The organism is Butyrivibrio sp. M55, from assembly GCF_900116865.1.
GTDB lineage: Bacteria > Bacillota > Clostridia > Lachnospirales > Lachnospiraceae > Butyrivibrio.
The window spans coordinates 72,618-89,723 of the sequence record NZ_FPCD01000005.1; the positions used below are offsets into that span (position 1 = coordinate 72,618).

Below are 17,106 nucleotides of genomic sequence, written 5' to 3' on the forward strand. Positions count from 1 at the left end.
GCTTTTTTATTCAGTTTCCCACATGTAAAAAATTGCTGCATTTCATTATGAGACTTAATTTAAGCGTATAACTTGCCGATATCATACCGAACTTAACACGGTTAATCATTAAAACATTATAAAATTTTCCTGATTTTAGTCATTTTTTAACTGCTAAATAGTATTATTTTAGTATACAATTGTTATTATTTTTAATCGTTTTAACGTGTTAAAGTAATTCTCATTTAAATAGTATGGAGGCAATTTAGATGGCAAAGGATTCCAAACCCAAGAAAAAAACCACCAATTTCATGAACAGCATTAAACCGAGAATGATTTCAATAATGCTTTTATTAGTAGCTGTTCCGCTTATTATTTCTTTAATAGTAAGTTATGCATCATCAACCTCAAAATCTGTTAAGGATGCAGAAAATATATTGAAGTGGCAATCTCACTATATCCAATCAGAATTCGAAGGCATCATGGAAAAGAATATAATGAGTATTCAGACACTTGCTAAGTCCCCTGCTACAACTAGATTTATGGAGACTCCTTTTAATGTAACTTTCCAGGATGAGGCAGCCAAGTATCTTGAAGAAATCGATACAATGCTTAACGACGGAAACATCACTGTGCTTACGGGAAAAGACGGAAAGCAGATTCTCAGAAGTTCCGGTGAACTTGTCGACGTAAGTGAAAGAGACTATTTCCAGGAAGCAATGAACGGAAATACCTATGTTTCCAATGTTATAGTTTCCGCATCAACAGGCATACGTCAGATAACTATCGCAACTCCCGTATACAGCTCAAAGGGCGAAGTTATAGGTGTCGCTCAGCGAAACCTTGATCTTAACAGATTCCACGAGTTCCTCGCAGAAAGATCCAGTGACGCTTTCTTCGTAGACAGAAACGGTCTTGTTGCTGCACACTCTCAGTATGAGATTACCGAAGCAAACGAAGATGACAGAAGCAAATCACAGTTTATAACTTCCGGTCAGGACAGCGGCGTATATCAGGTAGATACCGGCAAAGGATATCACGCAATGGTTTCATATATAAAATCCCCCAGCACCGGATTTGTCGTTGTTGCTGCAACAGATACAAAAACTGTAACCGCAGAAACAAGATCTGCAGCACTTATTGTTGTTATTGTAGGACTTGTTCTCCTTGCTATAACAGCATTTATTGCAGTAAGTATGGCTCTCTCATTTACAAACCCCATCAACGATGTTAACACTGCTCTTGCAGAGCTTGCCGATGGTAACTTTGCATTGATAAAAAAGCATATAAACAGAAAAGATGAGTTTGGAACAATCATCAATAATACAAATACCGTAATAAATGAGCTTCAGGATATCGTATCCAACATTAAAGTATCTGCGACAACAATCGGCGAATCTTCTGAAGAGCTCTCAGATATGGCTAATCAGATCTCACAGACAGCCGAGGACGTATCAAATGCGGTTCAGGATATCGCATCGGGTGCAACCCAGCAGGCTGACGAGATTCTGAAAGCATCTCAGAACGTTACACAGATCGGTAATGCGGTTTCTGATGTACAGGGATCGACAGGTAGTCTTGAATCTCTTGCAACAAGAATGAGAGATGCTTCGGAAGCTTCTTCACAGTCGCTTTCAGCTCTTCAGGAATCAAGCACAAACATGACCTCCAAGATTGATGACATTTCAAAGACTATTTCCGCTACTCAGGAAGCGGTTTCAAGCATAAACGAAAAGGTTGAAGGAATCGCAAGCATCGCAACACAGACAAACCTCCTTTCACTTAACGCTTCAATCGAGGCTGCAAGAGCCGGTGAAGCAGGTAAGGGATTTGCAGTTGTTGCTGAAGAGATTGGTAAACTTGCCGACGATTCAAAGGCAATGGCTGATGATATCAGAAAGCAGATGGATATCCTTCTTGAGCAGAGTGAAGCTGCGGTTGAAGCTTCAGATGAAGTAAGAAAAGGAAATCTCGACCAGCAGGATGCTTTGGGTGAGACTCTCGTTTCCGTAAACGAAATGCTCTCAGATATCAGAGAGACCGTAAACGGTGTAAAGAGCATCTCCTCAGGTGCAGAGACTTGCGTATCTTCCAAGAATGTTGTATCAGATTCAATGAATTCGCTCTCAGCTATCTCACAGCAGAACGCCGCTTCATCGGAAGAGACAGGCGCTTCTATGGAAGAGCTCTCCGCTACAGTTACATCTCTTGCAGGATCGGCTACGAACCTCAAGAATGTTGCAAACAAACTAAATCAGGATATTCAGTTCTTTAAAACCTGATAAAGCAAAAATAAGGGGCTGTCGCTCTAGTGCGACAACCCCATTTTTTTATTTATATACAATTGCTGTTCCCATTTGGTCTGCTGCTTCTTTTCCTTTGAAGTGCTCAAGGATTGCAAGTGCGAAAGGAATTGCTGTTCCCATTCCGCGTGATGTGATGAAGTTGCCGTCCTTTGAGACCATGTCTGTAGATACGTTTGCGCCGATGAGGTCGCCTTCGCATCCGGGATAGCAACAAGCTTTTTTGCCCTTAAGAAGTCCCATCTTGCCGTATACGGTTGGTGCTGCACATATTGCTGCAAGCATCTTGCCTGCGTTGTTAAACTCTTCTATCTTAGCCTTAAGAGGTGCACACGCATCAAGGTTCTTTGTTCCCGGCATTCCGCCCGGAAGAATGATCATATCAACTCCGTCAAAATCAAAGTTCTCAATTGTATCATCAGCCTCAAGCTTTATTCCGTGAGAACCCTCAACAGCTGTAGTTCCGGTTATAGACACCATTGTTATGTCGATTCCCGCTCTCCTTAATATATCTACTACTGTAAGTCCCTCTATTTCTTCAAAACCGTTTGCAAGAAAAATCGCTGTTTTTGCCATATTGTCCTCCGTTCATTCTAAATACTTCGACTCTTCTACGAAATTCTATGAATCATTATATCATTTCTATGCGCACTCATCCCCAAAAGATATTATAATAAAGCATACAATTATGACACGCAGAAAGGTGCATATACCATGGGAATTGAAATAGAAAAGAAATTCACCGTAAAAAAGCTTCCACAGAACTTAAATACATATCCATACCACATAATCGAGCAGGGATACCTTAACACCAATCCCGCCGTCCGCGTAAGACGCGAGGATGACAAATACTATATGACATACAAGGGATCTGCTCCTGCGGAGAAAAGCGGCATAGGAAAGGTGGAGTACAACATGCCCCTTGATGCGGTGAGCTATGATCATCTTGTGAAAAAATGTGACGGCAATATCATAAAGAAAACCCGATATCTCCTGCCACTTAACGAAGACGCATTTGATAACGGATTTCTGTCGGCCAATCCCAATATTAAATTTGCAATAAAATCAGGCGCCATCAAGATTGAACTTGATGTTTTTGACGCCCCTTTTAACGGTCGTCTACTTGCCGAAGTGGAATTCCCAAGCGAAGAAGCCGCAAGCGCATATCACCCCGCTCCCTGGTTCCGCGAAGACGTAACCGGAGATTTCCACTACAGCAATTCTTACATGAGCTCGGAATCACTTTAAACTTATTTGGCGGTGCAGAAACTAAAATCTGCACCGCCAACTTTATCCTCATTCACTTTACAAGTCTTCCGTAAACTTTAGCATAGTCATACATCCTCTCACAGAGCTCATCCGTGAGTTCATCACCTTCCATCTTCCACTGCCAGTTTCCACCGAGAGTCGACGGAATGTTTATTCTTGCACTCTCGTCAAGCTCGAGATAATCCTGCATGGGAATTATCGCAGTGTCCGCAACGCTTGAAAATGCAGCGCGTATAAGTCCGCTTATAACCTGCCTTCCGCTGTTTACTCCAAGATAATCCCTCACAAATTTCTTATCATCCCTGCTTAGTGTCTTATACCAGCCTCTTGTCGTATCATTGTCGTGAGTTCCCGTATATACAACGCAGTTGCTGTTATAGTAGTGCGGAAGATATTCGCTGTCATCATCCGCTCCAAACGCAAAGTGAAGCACCTTCATTCCGGGATATCCCGTCTTTTTAACAAGCTTTAAAACAGAAGGCGTAAGGAAGCCAAGATCCTCTGCGATAACCTTTACGTCTCCGAATTCTTTTTTCACCGCATCGAAAAGATCGTATCCGGGGCCTTTTCGCCACTTTCCGATCTCAGCCGTAGGATTTCCGTAAGGAATCGCATAATACTCATCAAAGCCCCTAAAATGATCGATACGAAGCACATCATAAAGCTCGTAACAGTGCCCTATTCTCTCAAGCCACCACTTATATCCCGTCTTTTTGTGATAATCCCACTTATAAAGCGGATTTCCCCAGAGCTGCCCCGTCTTACTGAACGCATCGGGAGGACATCCCGCAACCTCAATGGGAACATTGTCTTTATCAAGAAGGAAAAGTTCGGGATTGGCCCATGTATCCGAGCTGTCAAAGGCAACATATATCGGTATGTCGCCGATAATCTCTATCCCATTCTTATTCGCGTAATTTTTAAGCGCATTCCACTGCACATAAAAAACAAACTGGACAAAGCAGTAGAAATCAATCTCTTCCGAAAGCTTCTCCCTATACTTTGCCATTGCATCTTTTTTCCTGAGCCTTATGGCCTCATCCCAGGTATTCCAGGACCTTCCGCCGTACATATCCTTAAGAGCCATAAAAAGCGCATAGTCAAAGAGCCACTTCTTTCCGTTGCTTTTCTTGAACTTCTCGAAATCAGCCTTTATGCCCGAAGCTCCGAAAGCCTTATCTATATTTCCGAAAGCCTTGCGCATAAGCTCGTATTTATGCGCCTCAATAGTCTTGTAATCAACCTTATCAATCGGCTCTTCACTCTTTAATACATCAAGGTCTTCCATGGTCAAAAGATCTTTTTCCGCAAAAAACTCAGGATCTATAAGATACGGATTTCCTGCAAATGTAGAAAAAGACTGATACGGCGAATCACCGTATCCCGTGGGGCCAAGAGGAAGAATCTGCCAGTACTTCTGCCCCGCTTTCTTAAGGAAATCCACAAACTCGTACGCTTCTTTTGAAAACGCACCGATTCCGTATTTCGACGGCAATGAAAAAACAGGAAGTAAAACGCCGCAAGCTCTTTTTTGCTCATTTTCACTCTTTTTCATATCGGTCCCCTTATAGTATCTATTCTTTACTTAATACCCCAGATCAGGTTTCTCCACTGTGCAAGCTGATCCGGCGTCATAAATCCGTTTGACGTTCCCATATATCCAATCTTGTAGGATGCGAACAAAAGTGCATTCTTTATGGCGTTTACGCTGTCTCCCGTCTCCATGTAGTAATGAAGGAAGCATGCAAAAAGCGCATTACCTGCACCGATGGTATTTACTACCTCGTTGGTCTTAACGGTATTGTAGTGAATTCGAAGATTCTGAACTTTGTCATAAAGCATCAGTCCTTCACTGCCCTGACCAAGGATAATTATCTCCGTTCCGTATGTATTTGCCATTCTGTCTATGAAATCGTAGGGATCTTCCGTCAAAGTATCGTCACTGAAGTAGAGAACCTTCGCGGATTCCAGAAAGTCTGCGTTATATTTTTCTTTTTCTCTTTCGTAATATCTGATGTTAACCGCGACAGGCTTATTATGCTCCTTCGCAACCTTAACAAATGGCCTGCAGAAATTCGCATTGGCCAGAACTATCATGTCGCAACTCTCCGCGATAGGCGGAACCATGGACATGTCATATGTATTTTCTCTAAGATCCTTGATATCCTCAAAGATCTGCTGCCGCCTTTCCTTGTCGTACAGAACAACTTCAGTAGGCGTATCGTTCATCTGCGGGATAATATATTCAGTGGAAAGCGTGATTCTTCTGTCGGGAGGATTGATCATCTCAAGATCCTGATTACGTCCGACAATTGACATAAAGACAACCTCGTCGCCCAGCCACTCAAGCGCAAGCGACTCGTTATAGGCATCACCGCCCATAGCGGTATAGATAGAATCTATAGCGCTTGTCATAGGCGCAAAGCTGACAGGAATCTTTTCAACTCTTACGATAGTTTCAATCTGTGTTACACCAGCCACTAAAAATTTACCCATTTTTTAGCCTCCTTATTATGTAAGCACCATCTTTTGAACCATATCAACGTATTCCGAAGCTTCTTCCATAAACAGGTCTGCCCTAAAGCTACCACCCCTGATATTCTTTTCGAGTACTCCTTCCACCGTATAATCAAGAATGTACCATATTTTGTTGTAGTCAACTCCCGTGGAAAAGACTGTTATGTCCGCCCTCTCTTTAAGCGCACGCATTATCATCGAGAACTTCTCCCGCTTCTCGCTTATTTCAGAGGATGCCTTACTATCCGGCTCTTCATCCGCTCTTTTCAGAAAAGCAAAAATATAAGGGAACCGTTTAAGCGCATCGCCCTTAGCTGTAAGAACCTGCTTGTACAGCTCAAAGTAACCGGTCTCACTCTTTTCAACATGTGTCGAAAGTTCAAGTGTCACCGACCTCGTCGCGTAGTCATACAAAAAAGAATACAAACCGATTTTATTTCCAAAATAGTGAAACAACAGGCCCTTACTGATCTCCGCGGTCTTAACTATCTCATCGGTGCTGGAATGTGTGTAGCCGTTCTCCGCAAACACCTTAAATGCCGCGTTAATGATCCGTTCCTGCTTATCTTTTTTTAGCTCAAAAAATCGTTCATTCATACACGTTCTCCGGCTTCAATTGACTACATCAGTCTGATTTTAATATATCATTTTGTAAGTACTAATTCAAACGATTTGCCGTTATTTATTAATTTTTAATACAACGTACTTTTATTTATCTGAAAATTGTTATAAAATTAATTCAACGTTTGGATAGGAGGATGTATGGTTATGTCCAAGGGAAATGGATTCGGAAAGTTTATTTTATTCTGTACTGCTGTTGGTGCAGCCGCAGCCGGTGTATATTATTACTTAAGTAAGAGAGATGCTGAGATTGCCGACAGTTTTGATGACGATGATTTTGAAGAGTTCGAAGATTTCGATGAGGATTTGGATGAAGCAACCGAGTCCAGATTCGGTTCCAGAAAATATGTAGACATCAAGACCGCCGAGGAAAAAGCCGGAAAGGCCGCAACTACTACTGAAGCTGCCGAAGCAACAGGCACTACCGAAAGCAATGATTCCGCTACACCTAATGAATTCTTTGGTAACGAAGAAGATAAGTTATAAATAATAGTTAACCCCACGGATATCGCTATCCATGGGGTTTTATTATGTCTGTTTTTATTTGGGAGAATTACTTTTCGCCCTGCTTCTCGGCCATCATATCCTTAAGTGCTCTTGCCTTGTCCTTGATTCTGCTGTTTGCGGTTCTGGACATGAGAAGTTCAGAGATCATCTTGCTTGCGATATCATACTGTTCTGTCTCAAACGCAAGTGCTGCGATAAGATAATCGAGCGTTGTAGAATCCATTCCGGCAATTGGGAAGTCTTCCGACTGCCTTGCCATGATGAATCCGTTAAGTGCGTTCTTTAAAAGCTCAAGTTCCTGAGCATCGTTATCTTTTTTCTTCTTCTCGTAATCAGCTTCGTCCTGATCGAGTCTCTGAGTCTCACCTCTTATTACCCAGGCTGTCTTAAGACAGATATAAGCCTTCTCGCTGTTCTTTGCCTTCTTTACAACCGCATTTGCAAGCGCAAGCTGATAGAGACTTCTTGCATGCTCATAGGTGTATATAGGTTCCTTGTAATCCTGCTTCTTGTAATTCATGCAGATCTTATTTCTGATATCGTCAATCTGATACTTATTGAGCGTTGTGAAATATCTTCCAAGCGCTGCATATCCGCATTCGGGGCATGCAATGATGTCATACTTTGTAAGATCGACTTCAGAATAGTCAGGCCTTAAATCCACATCCACAGCCTTCATTCTAACCTTACCTGTACGAACAGTCTTTGATTCAAAGTCCGAATCACAGATAGGACATTTATATTTCTTGTCAAAAAGATAATCCTCCTCATTGACAAGTGTAAGCTTCTTCTGGGGCTCAGCTTTCTTGACATTGGCCTCTTTCTTGTTTGGATCCTCAAAAAGATTTCCTCCGTCAATATTTCCAAGTCCAAGCTTCTCAAGTCCTGAAAAAATACCAGCCATTTCTATACCTCTTTTCTAAATATTACTATAGAAAAATTTTTAATTATTCTTAGGCAGAACAAAAGAACTCTTAAGTGAAACAATCCTGTTAAATACAGGTGCTCCGGGCTTAGAATCCTTGCTGTCAACGCAGAAAAATCCGTTTCTTACAAACTGGAATTTGTCGTAGCTGACCGCATCTGCAAGTTCGGGCTCAAGCTTAGCATCCTTGATAACTGTAATAGAGTTGGGGTTTAAGTTAAGAGAACCGTCCTCGTTATAAACGCCCTTCTCCTCATCAATAATATTCTCATAAAGACGAACTTCTGCAGTTACCGCTTCTTTTGCAGCAACCCAGTGGATCGTGCCCTTAACTTTTCTTGCGTTAAATCCGCTTCCGGACTTAGTCTCGGGATCGTAAGTACAATGTACGGCGATAACATTGCCGTTCTCATCCTTATCGCAGCCCGTGCATGTTACAAAGTAAGCATTCATAAGTCTTACTTCGTTTCCGGGAAAAAGACGGAAGTACTTCTTCGGAGGCTCCTCCATGAAGTCTTCTCTCTCGATATAGAGCTCTTTTCCAAAAGGAATCTTTCTTGTTCCCATCTCAGGAACTTCTTTGTTATTCTCAATCTCGAGATACTCTGTCTCGTTCTCGGGATAGTTGTCTATTATAAGCTTTACGGGGTTGAGAACTGCAAGCATTCTCTTTGCCTTAAGCTTAAGGTCTTCTCTTATACAATACTCAAGCATCGCATACTCTGCAGTTGACTGTGCCTTACTGATTCCGCACATATCAACGAACATCTTGATTGACTCGGGAGTAAATCCTCTTCTTCTGAGTGCTGCGATGGTTACAAGTCTCGGATCGTCCCATCCGTCAACAATTCCGTCTTCTACAAGTCTCTTGATATATCTTTTACCTGTTACGACGTTGTTGAGGTAAAGCTTCGCAAACTCGATCTGACGGGGAGGATTCTTGTAGCCGCATTCCTCTTTTACCCAGTCGTAAAGAGGTCTGTGATCCTCAAACTCCAACGTGCAGAGCGAATGTGTTATGCCCTCGATCGCATCCTCAATGGGATGAGCATAGTCATACATAGGATAAATGCACCACTTATCCTGTGTACGTGCATGTGTCATATGAGCAACCCTGTAGATAATGGGATCTCTCATGTTTATGTTAGGTGAAGACATGTCGATCTTGGCTCTAAGTGTCATAGCACCGTCCTCGACCTTGCCGTTCTTCATATCCTCAAAAAGTCTTAAGTTATCCTCAACACTTCTGTTTCTGTTAGGATCGTCCTTACCGGGCTCTGTGAGCGTTCCTCTGTATTCACGCATCTGCTCGGCAGTAAGCTCTGAAACATATGCTTTGCCTTTTTTAATAAGCTTAACAGCATTCTCATACATCTCATCAAAGTAATCCGAAGCATGGAAAAGACGGTCTTCATAATCCGCACCGAGCCACTTAACATCCTCGATAATGGAGTCCATGAACTCGGATCTTTCCTTAGTGGGATTGGTATCGTCAAATCTCATGTTGAACTTGCCGTTGTATTCTTTTGCCATTCCGTAGTTAAGAAGAATACTCTTAGCATGTCCTATATGCAAAAAACCGTTTGGCTCGGGAGGAAATCTTGTGCATACATGATCGTAAACTCCCTCCGCAAGGTCCTTGTCGATAGCCTGCTCTATAAAATGTCTGGAAGGTGTGTTTTCCACCTCAGCATTATCACTTGTATTTGTAATTACTTCTGCCATTATTAAATCCTAACCTTTACATTTATATCTTTGTGCCGTTTAGCGCTCTTATATAATAACATATTTTTAGTTATAAACGTACTTTTCCTCGAAAGCCACTCTGCGCATGGGTTTGTCGTAATAATAACCCTGAACGTACTTAACGCCCATTCCTTTTATCGCATCAAGCTGCGCCTGAGTCTCTATTCCTTCAACGCAGATCTCGGCATTTATTGCCTTTCCCAGCTCTGCCATCATGCGGATAAATGCCTGCGAATAATCATCCTCGGCAAGATCCTTGGCAAAGTTCTGGTCAACCTTGATTATGTCAAAAGGAAGCGCTCTTATACTGCTAAGAGCCGAGTAGCCCGTACCGAAATCATCAAGCGCAAGCCTTACTCCGAGTGCCTTGATATCAAGAAGCGTCTGCTTAGTTCTTGCTAGATCGTTTATCGCAAGTCTCTCAGTAAGCTCAAGTACCAGATTACGAGGATTGATGTGGTTTTCTTCAATATTCTTCCTTATAACGTCCACGATGTCGTTCTGCATTATCTGCACAACGGAAAGATTTACGGAAACCGCATATTCTCCCGTTCCGGACTCATTCCACTGTCTGCAGCACTCACAAGCTTTTTTAAGAACGTGATTACCGATAGGTGTGATAAGTCCCAGGTACTCAGCAAGCGGAACAAATTCGTCGGGGCTTAAGAATCCAAGCTTTGAACTGTTCCATCTTACAAGAGCCTCTGCACCGACGTGCTTGTACTGCTTTCTTCCGCTCTTGGTGTCTATAGGTTCGCTGATAACAGGCTGGAAGTAAACTTCAAACTCACTGCAGCTCTTTGTTATAGCGTCGTACATATTCTTCTCAAGATCGAGTCTGTGTATCGATGAAGAATCAATATTGTCGGAATACTCGGCAATCCTGTTCTTACCCGATTTTTTCGCTTCATACATCGCAACGTCGGACTTTCTGATAAGTTCCGAAACATTGTCACCGTGATCGGGATACTTTACAACACCCATACTCATCGTACAGTAATAATCGCTGTCCTTAAGATACCACGGCGTTGCGAAAGTATTCTTTATCTCTTCGATGATCTTGGGGAGTCTCTCAAAACTCTCGGGAGGAACGATAATAACAAACTCGTCTCCACCCATTCTGTAACAAGAATTGGTTATTCCTTCGATCCTGCTTATCGCCTTCGAAATATCTCTTAAGAGAACATCGCCGTACTGATGTCCCAAACTGTCGTTGATATGCTTAAAGTCATCAAGATCAAGGTACATAAGCGCACCGTGAATACGCTTTGTCCTTGCTTCGTCAATGTATCTGGCAAGGTCTTTCTCACAACACATTCTGTTGTAAAGACCTGTCAGGAAATCTGTATATGCCTGCTGCTCAATTCTCTTCTGATACAGCTTTTTCTCGGTAATATCATATATAGCGCACAAAGAAACGGGACGTCCGTCCACCCACTTGATCCTAGTGTAGTAAACATCGTACCATTTCTCTCTGTCCTTGTGATGAACCTCGTAGTTTCCGCTTCTGCTCTTCGCGGGAATATTTGATTCAAAAAGATCCACAAGAGTATTCTCGGTAAGCTCTTTATTAAAGTTCTTTTTAAAGCTTCTGTTTGCAAACAGAAGGACTCCCGTGCCTATATCCCTTACGTAGATGGCACTTCCCACGTTATCAAGCACAGCTTCAAGCGAAGCAAAAGAACTTGCGAGTGAATTCTTCTGAAGTCTCTTTGTTATTATTGTCTGTAGAACGCGGATCGCATCGTTGATAAACTTAACGTCATCTATCGACCATATCCTGTTCTCTCTGTTCTCTGTAAGACATGCATAGAAAAGAGCCGAGCCGTTAATAATAACGGGCATTGCGACAAGAGCCTTAATACCCAGGTCTTCCACCTGCTCACGCTCTCCCGCATTCATAGCCGTATCACTTGATATAACAACCGCCTTCTCGCTTCCAAGGAACCAGCAAAGCTCTCTGTCAGTGGTCTCAGGAAAAATCTTTTCAACACCGGAAGCAGTCCACTGAACAACAATATCCATAAGAGAATTGTGATGAACCTTACATGTAAATCCGTTGCTTATCTGGAGATATGTGCAGAGCTTCTTTAATATCTCAACCATTATTTCCTCAATAGTATCATCACTATCAAGGAGTGATACTATCTCAGTCATGGTCTCGGCACGCCTGAATGAATTCGTCATTTCAAGTTCCTGCTGCCTGCTCTCTTCACTTACAGCCACAGCTTTGGATCTGGAAGCTTCAAGCTTTATGAGAATATCAAGTGTCGTGCGCAATATATCCAGCGTCTTATAAAATTTACTCTCTGAAGTTCTGTAGCCGAAAGATTCTATCGGCTCAAGATGAAAATACTCGGAATCGTATTCAAAATCAGTGAACACCCCACAAACTATCCACACAGCCGCTGTTGTATTGCCGTTTTTAACAGCTACCGCAGCAAGACGCAGGTTCGGAATCTCTGTTATCTCAACCGCCTGATCCTCGAGGTCGCTCTCCGACACTCGCTTGTGGATACTCTTTATTCTGGGTTCCGTAACGTATTTTTTTATGATCTCTATCTCATGAGGATTTCCGGAAAAATTACTGAGAGGGACACCTGCCGGATCGAGGCAGAAGGCATAAACCCCTGCCATCTCGCAGAACTTGTCCTGCCAAGCCTGCATTTCATCGGCATATTTAGGCGTAAAACTACCAAGAGCTCCGCTTACTGACGAAGAAGAGCCCTTATTGGTAGCATTTATCGTGTCCATCTCATTTAGTGTCTCTTGCAAAATATCCCCCCATACCTGTTTATCAATTTAATAAAAATAACAGGAAATTAGTGGTCATCTACACTATAGTTAGGTGCCTCTTTTGTGATCTGGATATCATGAGGATGTGACTCACGAAGCGCAGCGGAAGTCATCTTGATGAACTTTCCGTTCTCTTTGAGTTCCTCGATTGTAGCACATCCGCAATAACCCATACCTGAACGAAGACCGCCCATAAGCTGGAATACTGTATCTTCTACTGTTCCCTTATATGCAACACGTCCTTCAACACCTTCGGGAACAAGTTTCTTTGCATTTTCCTGGAAATAACGATCCTTGGAACCGTTCTCCATAGCTGAGATTGATCCCATTCCACGATATACCTTATATTTTCTGCCCTGGAAGAGTTCGAAGTCACCGGGAGCCTCGTCGCAACCTGCGAAGATTGAACCCATCATTACAAGGTTTCCGCCTGCAGCGATAGCCTTTGTGATGTCTCCTGAATACTTAATACCACCGTCTGCGATGATCGGAACACCATATTCCTTAGCTACTTCATAGCAGTTCATAACAGCTGAAACCTGAGGAACACCGATACCTGCAACTACACGAGTTGTGCAGATAGATCCGGGACCGATACCAACCTTAACAGCGTCGGCACCTGCTTCGATAAGAGCCTTAGTAGCCTCACCAGTAGCACAGTTTCCAGCGATAACCTGAAGATCGGGGAATTTCTCTTTTATCATTCTGAGGCACTTAAGAACGTTCTCAGAATGTCCGTGTGCGGAATCAAGCACGATAACGTCAACTTTAGCATCTACAAGAGCCGCAACACGGTCAAGACAGTTAGCTGAAATGCCAACGCCTGCACCGCAAAGAAGTCTGCCCTGGTCATCCTTTGCAGCAAGAGGATATTTAATTGTCTTCTCAATATCCTTGATTGTAATAAGACCTACAAGATTGTAGTCGTCATCTACGATGGGAAGTTTCTCTTTTTTAGACTTTGCAAGGATGCTCTTTGCTTCCTCGAGTGTGATACCTGCCTTAGCAGTAACAAGATTTTCACTTGTCATTACATCCTTGATCTTCTGTGAAAAATCTTTTTCAAACTTAAGGTCACGGTTTGTAATGATTCCGACAAGCTTTCTGCCTTCTGTAATGGGAACACCAGAAATACGGAACTTAGCCATAAGTGCGTCCGCATCTGCAAGTGTGTGATCCGGTGAAAGTGAAAAAGGATCTGTAATAACGCCGTTCTCAGATCTCTTAACTTTATCTACTTCTTCAGCCTGTGCCTCAATAGACATGTTCTTGTGGATAATACCGATTCCACCCTGTCTGGCCATTGCGATTGCCATTCTGTGCTCTGTAACTGTATCCATTCCCGCACTCATCATAGGAATGTTAAGTCTGATCTTCTTGGTAAGCCATGTACTCACATCTACCTGTCCGGGTATAACCTGTGAATATGCAGGCACCAAAAGCACGTCATCAAATGTTATTCCTTCACCAATAATCTGTCCCATCTTTTAACTCCAATCTAAAAAATAATAATGATTATGGAGGAAAAACCTCCGTAATTTCTACACAATAATTACTCCACCGGAAAGATCAGTCTGTAAATACCTTCCTCGGTGCAACGGCCTTAACGGCAGCAACAAATTCACTGCTTGGCTCAAATACGATTTTTTCTTTTCCGTCATAATAGAATGTATATGTCGGATCTGGCTGAGCATTTTTATCTTTTGCCGAAAAATCAAGAGTTTTAAATGTCTGATTCTTGTACTCTGAAAGATGATATGAATTCGAAGGCGCCATAGCAGCGATCTTTTCGACTTCATAAGTTCCTATATGTTTGCGGGAACTCTTATTCAAGATTTTATCAATGGAAATTTCCTTGTCACAATACTGATATTCATACTCTATACTGGAATTCTGCTTTGCGAAATAGTATCCGGCACCGGCCGCCAATAAAAGCAGAACGCAAATAATATTTGCATTTAATATTAGAGTTGAAAGTAAGAAAAATATAGCCAATCCAAAGCTCACATACTTAAGAACAACAACAAGCGGAGACGCTTTACTGGCTACTAGACATTCAACATAACTGTTGTCATTACCGATCATGTAAAAATCCAACCTCCTACATACTTGACTGCCTGCCATTTTATCGACTATCTTATATTATTTCCGTTACTCTTTCAAGTTTTTTTTGACCAATCAGTTGACTTATAGTTAAATAACGTTTATATCATTATAAATGTACAAGCTTTATTACATTATATATGTTTTAGAAACAAAATGACATTGTTTTATTAAAAATAGAGAGGTATGTATATGTCAATTCGTGAAGAAGTCAAGCAGCAGCAAGACAAGATGAAGGATAAAGATTTTAAGGCAAAATGGGATTATTTCTGGGACTACTACAAGTTCCACGTAATGACGGTCGTCGTTGCCCTGATCTTCATCATCTCAGGCATAAAGAACATGGTCAACGAAAAGCCCACTTTTCTCAGTGTAATTCTTGTCAATTCCACACCTGCTTCACTTGAAAACACGATGGCTGAGGACTTTATGGAAACCATAGGTGTCGATCCCGCAGAAAATGTCTGTTTTGTAGACACCACAGCAGTTCTTAACCCGGACAACATCGATCAGGTTGCTGTCGCTACAACCCAGAAGATAACAGCAAACATAGCTGCAAAGGAACTTGATGTTCTCGGCGCGGACTACAACACTTTTTTCCAGTATGCCGGACAGGATGTATTCGCAGACCTTTCAGCTTATTATTCCCAAGAAGAACTTAATACGATGGGTGACAACGTTCTCTACATGGATGCAGGTTACATCGAGTACATTGCATCCGATGAATATCAGGATTATCTGACAAACGGAACATTTGACGAAAACAACAAATACGCTGTTCTTTGTGACGACGCTGCAAAGACCGGAAATTATACCAATCTCCCGAAAGAAGAAATGAAAAATCCGGTCCCCGTAGGAATTATCATCAATAATTCTAAAGCCTACGAAAAGACCGGAATGTATTCAGGCAAGACATCGGTTGTCGGAATCATTGCAAATTCCACACGAACCGAAGCTGCCGTAAAATTCTTAGATTATATATATCAGAACTGAGTAGTTACGAATATATCATATATTGAACGGATTGCCTTCTCAAAGTCACGCGCATCAACACCGATGATGATGTTAAGCTCTGAAGAACCCTGGTCGATCATTCTTACGTTAACGCTTGCATGAGCAAGTGCTGAGAATATTCTTCCGGCTGTTCCTCTTGTAGACTTCATTCCGCGTCCAACGACTGCGATGAGGGCAAGATCTGATTCAATCTCAAGCATATCGGGATGAGCAAGTCTGTGAATCTCTGAAACAACCGACTGTTCCTTCTCGATAAACTCATCTTCCTGAACAAATACCGTCATGGTATCAATTCCTGAAGGTACGTGCTCGATAGAGATCTGCTGATCTTCGAAAGCCTGAAGTACCTTTCTTACAAATCCAATCTCTGAATTCATCTGATCCTTCAGAATGTTTACACAGCAGAATCCCTTCTTTCCGGCAATACCGGTAATAACATACTTAGATTTCTTAGCTGTTGACTCAACGATCCATGTTCCCGGATCCTCGGGTTTATTGGTATTTCTGATATTGATCGGAATACCCTCTTTTCTTACAGGGAAGATAGCGTCTTCGTGAAGAACGGAAGCTCCCATGTATGCAAGCTCTCTAAGCTCTGTATATGTGATAGTCTCAATGTGCGGCGGCTTGTCGATGATTCTGGGATCTGCAACAAGGAATCCGGAAACATCTGTCCAGTTCTCGTAAACATCGGCCTTGATAGCTCTTGAAACGATGGAACCTGTTATATCTGAACCACCTCTTGAAAATGTCTTAATGCTTCCGTCAGGATATGCACCGTAGAAACCGGGAATAACTGCCTTGGGAGTTTTCTCAAGCTTTTTTGCCATAAGCTTGTTTGTCTTCTCTCCGTCAAACTCACCGTTCTTGTCAAATACTACTACTGTTGCGGAATCAATGAACTCATAGCCAAGGTAATTTGCCATGATTATTCCGTTTAAGTATTCTCCACGGCTTGCAGCATAATCATTACCTGCAAGAGCCTTGAAGTTCTTCTCGATTGTCTTGAACTCATCAGTAAGATCAAGCTTAAGGTTAAGTCCCTTGATGATCTCGTCGTATCTTGCCTTAATATCGGCAAGCTGTTTTGAAAAGTCCTTCTCTGCTTCAGCAAGAGCATATGTCTTGTAAAGCATGTCTGTAACCTTTGTGTCCTTGGAATTTCTTTTTCCCGGAGCAGAAGGAACAACATACACACGGTCGGGATCTGCCTTGATGATCTCGCCTACCTTCTTGAACTGCTCTGCACTTGCGAGTGAACTTCCACCAAATTTAACTACCTTCTTCATAATGAACAAACCTCTTTTTTGTATTTTTATAGGGAAA

The 17,106-nt window shown here is 42.2% G+C and carries 14 protein-coding genes; 4 read left to right on the top strand and 10 right to left on the bottom strand.

Features of this window, described 5'->3' with window-relative positions; all coding sequences use genetic code 11:
• The first annotated feature begins 248 nt into the window (after positions 1–248).
• A complete protein-coding gene (locus BM398_RS07715) occupies positions 249–2,261 on the top strand; it encodes a methyl-accepting chemotaxis protein (protein WP_092337167.1) in 2,013 nt (670 codons plus the stop codon).
• A gap of 48 nt (positions 2,262–2,309) precedes the next feature.
• On the opposite strand, the gene BM398_RS07720 is transcribed toward BM398_RS07715, so the two are convergent.
• On the bottom strand, positions 2,310–2,858 hold the full coding sequence (locus BM398_RS07720; protein WP_092337168.1) for a DJ-1 family glyoxalase III: 549 nt from the start codon (positions 2,856–2,858) through the stop codon (positions 2,310–2,312).
• Between the two features lie 138 nt (positions 2,859–2,996).
• On the opposite strand from BM398_RS07720, the gene BM398_RS07725 reads away from it, so the two are divergent.
• Positions 2,997–3,530, top strand: coding sequence for a CYTH domain-containing protein (locus tag BM398_RS07725; protein WP_330390565.1), 534 nt, complete (start codon positions 2,997–2,999; stop codon positions 3,528–3,530).
• Between the two features lie 52 nt (positions 3,531–3,582).
• Here BM398_RS07725 and malQ read toward each other — a convergent pair whose 3' ends face one another.
• Genes malQ through BM398_RS07740 form a run of 3 tightly spaced genes read right to left on the bottom strand, consistent with a single transcriptional unit; the run spans position 3,583 to position 6,665 of the window.
• Positions 3,583–5,106 carry a 4-alpha-glucanotransferase gene (malQ, locus tag BM398_RS07730; protein WP_092337169.1) on the bottom strand — a complete coding sequence of 508 codons (1,524 nt, stop codon included), beginning with the start codon at positions 5,104–5,106 and terminating at the stop codon, positions 3,583–3,585.
• A gap of 26 nt (positions 5,107–5,132) precedes the next feature.
• On the bottom strand, positions 5,133–6,047 hold the full coding sequence (locus BM398_RS07735; RefSeq protein WP_092337170.1) for a carbohydrate kinase family protein: 915 nt from the start codon (positions 6,045–6,047) through the stop codon (positions 5,133–5,135).
• A gap of 15 nt (positions 6,048–6,062) precedes the next feature.
• Entirely contained in the window at positions 6,063–6,665 is a 603-nt protein-coding gene (locus BM398_RS07740) for a TetR/AcrR family transcriptional regulator (RefSeq protein WP_092337171.1), read from the bottom strand.
• A 171-nt stretch (positions 6,666–6,836) separates the two neighbouring features.
• Between BM398_RS07740 and BM398_RS07745 the strand changes: the two genes are divergently transcribed.
• Complete coding sequence (locus BM398_RS07745; protein ID WP_139233795.1) at positions 6,837–7,175, top strand: hypothetical protein; 339 nt, start codon at positions 6,837–6,839, stop codon at positions 7,173–7,175.
• A gap of 67 nt (positions 7,176–7,242) precedes the next feature.
• On the opposite strand, the gene BM398_RS07750 is transcribed toward BM398_RS07745, so the two are convergent.
• The 5 genes from BM398_RS07750 to BM398_RS07770 all read right to left on the bottom strand — a co-directional run bounded on the left by BM398_RS07750 (position 7,243) and on the right by BM398_RS07770 (position 14,748).
• Positions 7,243–8,100 (bottom strand): DUF2225 domain-containing protein, encoded by an 858-nt coding sequence (locus BM398_RS07750; protein WP_026656808.1) that lies wholly within the window; start codon positions 8,098–8,100, stop codon positions 7,243–7,245.
• 39 nt (positions 8,101–8,139) lie between these two features.
• Positions 8,140–9,846: a glutamine--tRNA ligase/YqeY domain fusion protein gene (locus BM398_RS07755; RefSeq protein WP_242838990.1), complete on the bottom strand. Its 1,707-nt coding sequence runs from the start codon at positions 9,844–9,846 to the stop codon at positions 8,140–8,142.
• A gap of 66 nt (positions 9,847–9,912) precedes the next feature.
• The gene (locus BM398_RS07760) at positions 9,913–12,642 is read right to left on the bottom strand and encodes a putative bifunctional diguanylate cyclase/phosphodiesterase (RefSeq protein WP_139233796.1); all 2,730 of its coding nucleotides are present in this window, start codon (positions 12,640–12,642) and stop codon (positions 9,913–9,915) included.
• A 47-nt stretch (positions 12,643–12,689) separates the two neighbouring features.
• Positions 12,690–14,147, bottom strand: coding sequence for an IMP dehydrogenase (gene guaB / locus BM398_RS07765; protein WP_026656805.1), 1,458 nt, complete (start codon positions 14,145–14,147; stop codon positions 12,690–12,692).
• Between the two features lie 85 nt (positions 14,148–14,232).
• Complete coding sequence (locus tag BM398_RS07770; protein WP_092337174.1) at positions 14,233–14,748, bottom strand: DUF6106 family protein; 516 nt, start codon at positions 14,746–14,748, stop codon at positions 14,233–14,235.
• A 210-nt stretch (positions 14,749–14,958) separates the two neighbouring features.
• Between BM398_RS07770 and BM398_RS07775 the strand changes: the two genes are divergently transcribed.
• Positions 14,959–15,759 (top strand): hypothetical protein, encoded by an 801-nt coding sequence (locus BM398_RS07775; protein ID WP_092337175.1) that lies wholly within the window; start codon positions 14,959–14,961, stop codon positions 15,757–15,759.
• On the opposite strand, the gene BM398_RS07780 is transcribed toward BM398_RS07775, so the two are convergent.
• Complete coding sequence (locus BM398_RS07780; protein ID WP_092337176.1) at positions 15,750–17,069, bottom strand: aspartate kinase; 1,320 nt, start codon at positions 17,067–17,069, stop codon at positions 15,750–15,752. The genes BM398_RS07775 and BM398_RS07780 overlap by 10 nt on opposite strands.
• Positions 17,070–17,106 lie beyond the last annotated feature (37 nt).

Bases quoted from the DNA above. Each gene is read 5' to 3' on its own strand.
- BM398_RS07780 (WP_092337176.1), bottom strand. From the start codon at position 17,069: ATGAAGAAGGTAGTTAAATTTGGTGGAAGTTCACTCGCAAGTGCAGAG.
- BM398_RS07755 (WP_242838990.1), bottom strand. From the start codon at position 9,846: ATGGCAGAAGTAATTACAAATACAAGTGATAATGCTGAGGTGGAAAAC.
- BM398_RS07740 (WP_092337171.1), bottom strand. From the start codon at position 6,665: ATGAATGAACGATTTTTTGAGCTAAAAAAAGATAAGCAGGAACGGATC.
- guaB (WP_026656805.1), bottom strand. From the start codon at position 14,147: ATGGGACAGATTATTGGTGAAGGAATAACATTTGATGACGTGCTTTTG.
- BM398_RS07750 (WP_026656808.1), bottom strand. From the start codon at position 8,100: ATGGCTGGTATTTTTTCAGGACTTGAGAAGCTTGGACTTGGAAATATT.
- malQ (WP_092337169.1), bottom strand. From the start codon at position 5,106: ATGAAAAAGAGTGAAAATGAGCAAAAAAGAGCTTGCGGCGTTTTACTT.
- BM398_RS07715 (WP_092337167.1), top strand. From the start codon at position 249: ATGGCAAAGGATTCCAAACCCAAGAAAAAAACCACCAATTTCATGAAC.
- BM398_RS07720 (WP_092337168.1), bottom strand. From the start codon at position 2,858: ATGGCAAAAACAGCGATTTTTCTTGCAAACGGTTTTGAAGAAATAGAG.
- BM398_RS07735 (WP_092337170.1), bottom strand. From the start codon at position 6,047: ATGGGTAAATTTTTAGTGGCTGGTGTAACACAGATTGAAACTATCGTA.
- BM398_RS07745 (WP_139233795.1), top strand. From the start codon at position 6,837: ATGTCCAAGGGAAATGGATTCGGAAAGTTTATTTTATTCTGTACTGCT.
- BM398_RS07725 (WP_330390565.1), top strand. From the start codon at position 2,997: ATGGGAATTGAAATAGAAAAGAAATTCACCGTAAAAAAGCTTCCACAG.
- BM398_RS07770 (WP_092337174.1), bottom strand. From the start codon at position 14,748: ATGATCGGTAATGACAACAGTTATGTTGAATGTCTAGTAGCCAGTAAA.
- BM398_RS07775 (WP_092337175.1), top strand. From the start codon at position 14,959: ATGTCAATTCGTGAAGAAGTCAAGCAGCAGCAAGACAAGATGAAGGAT.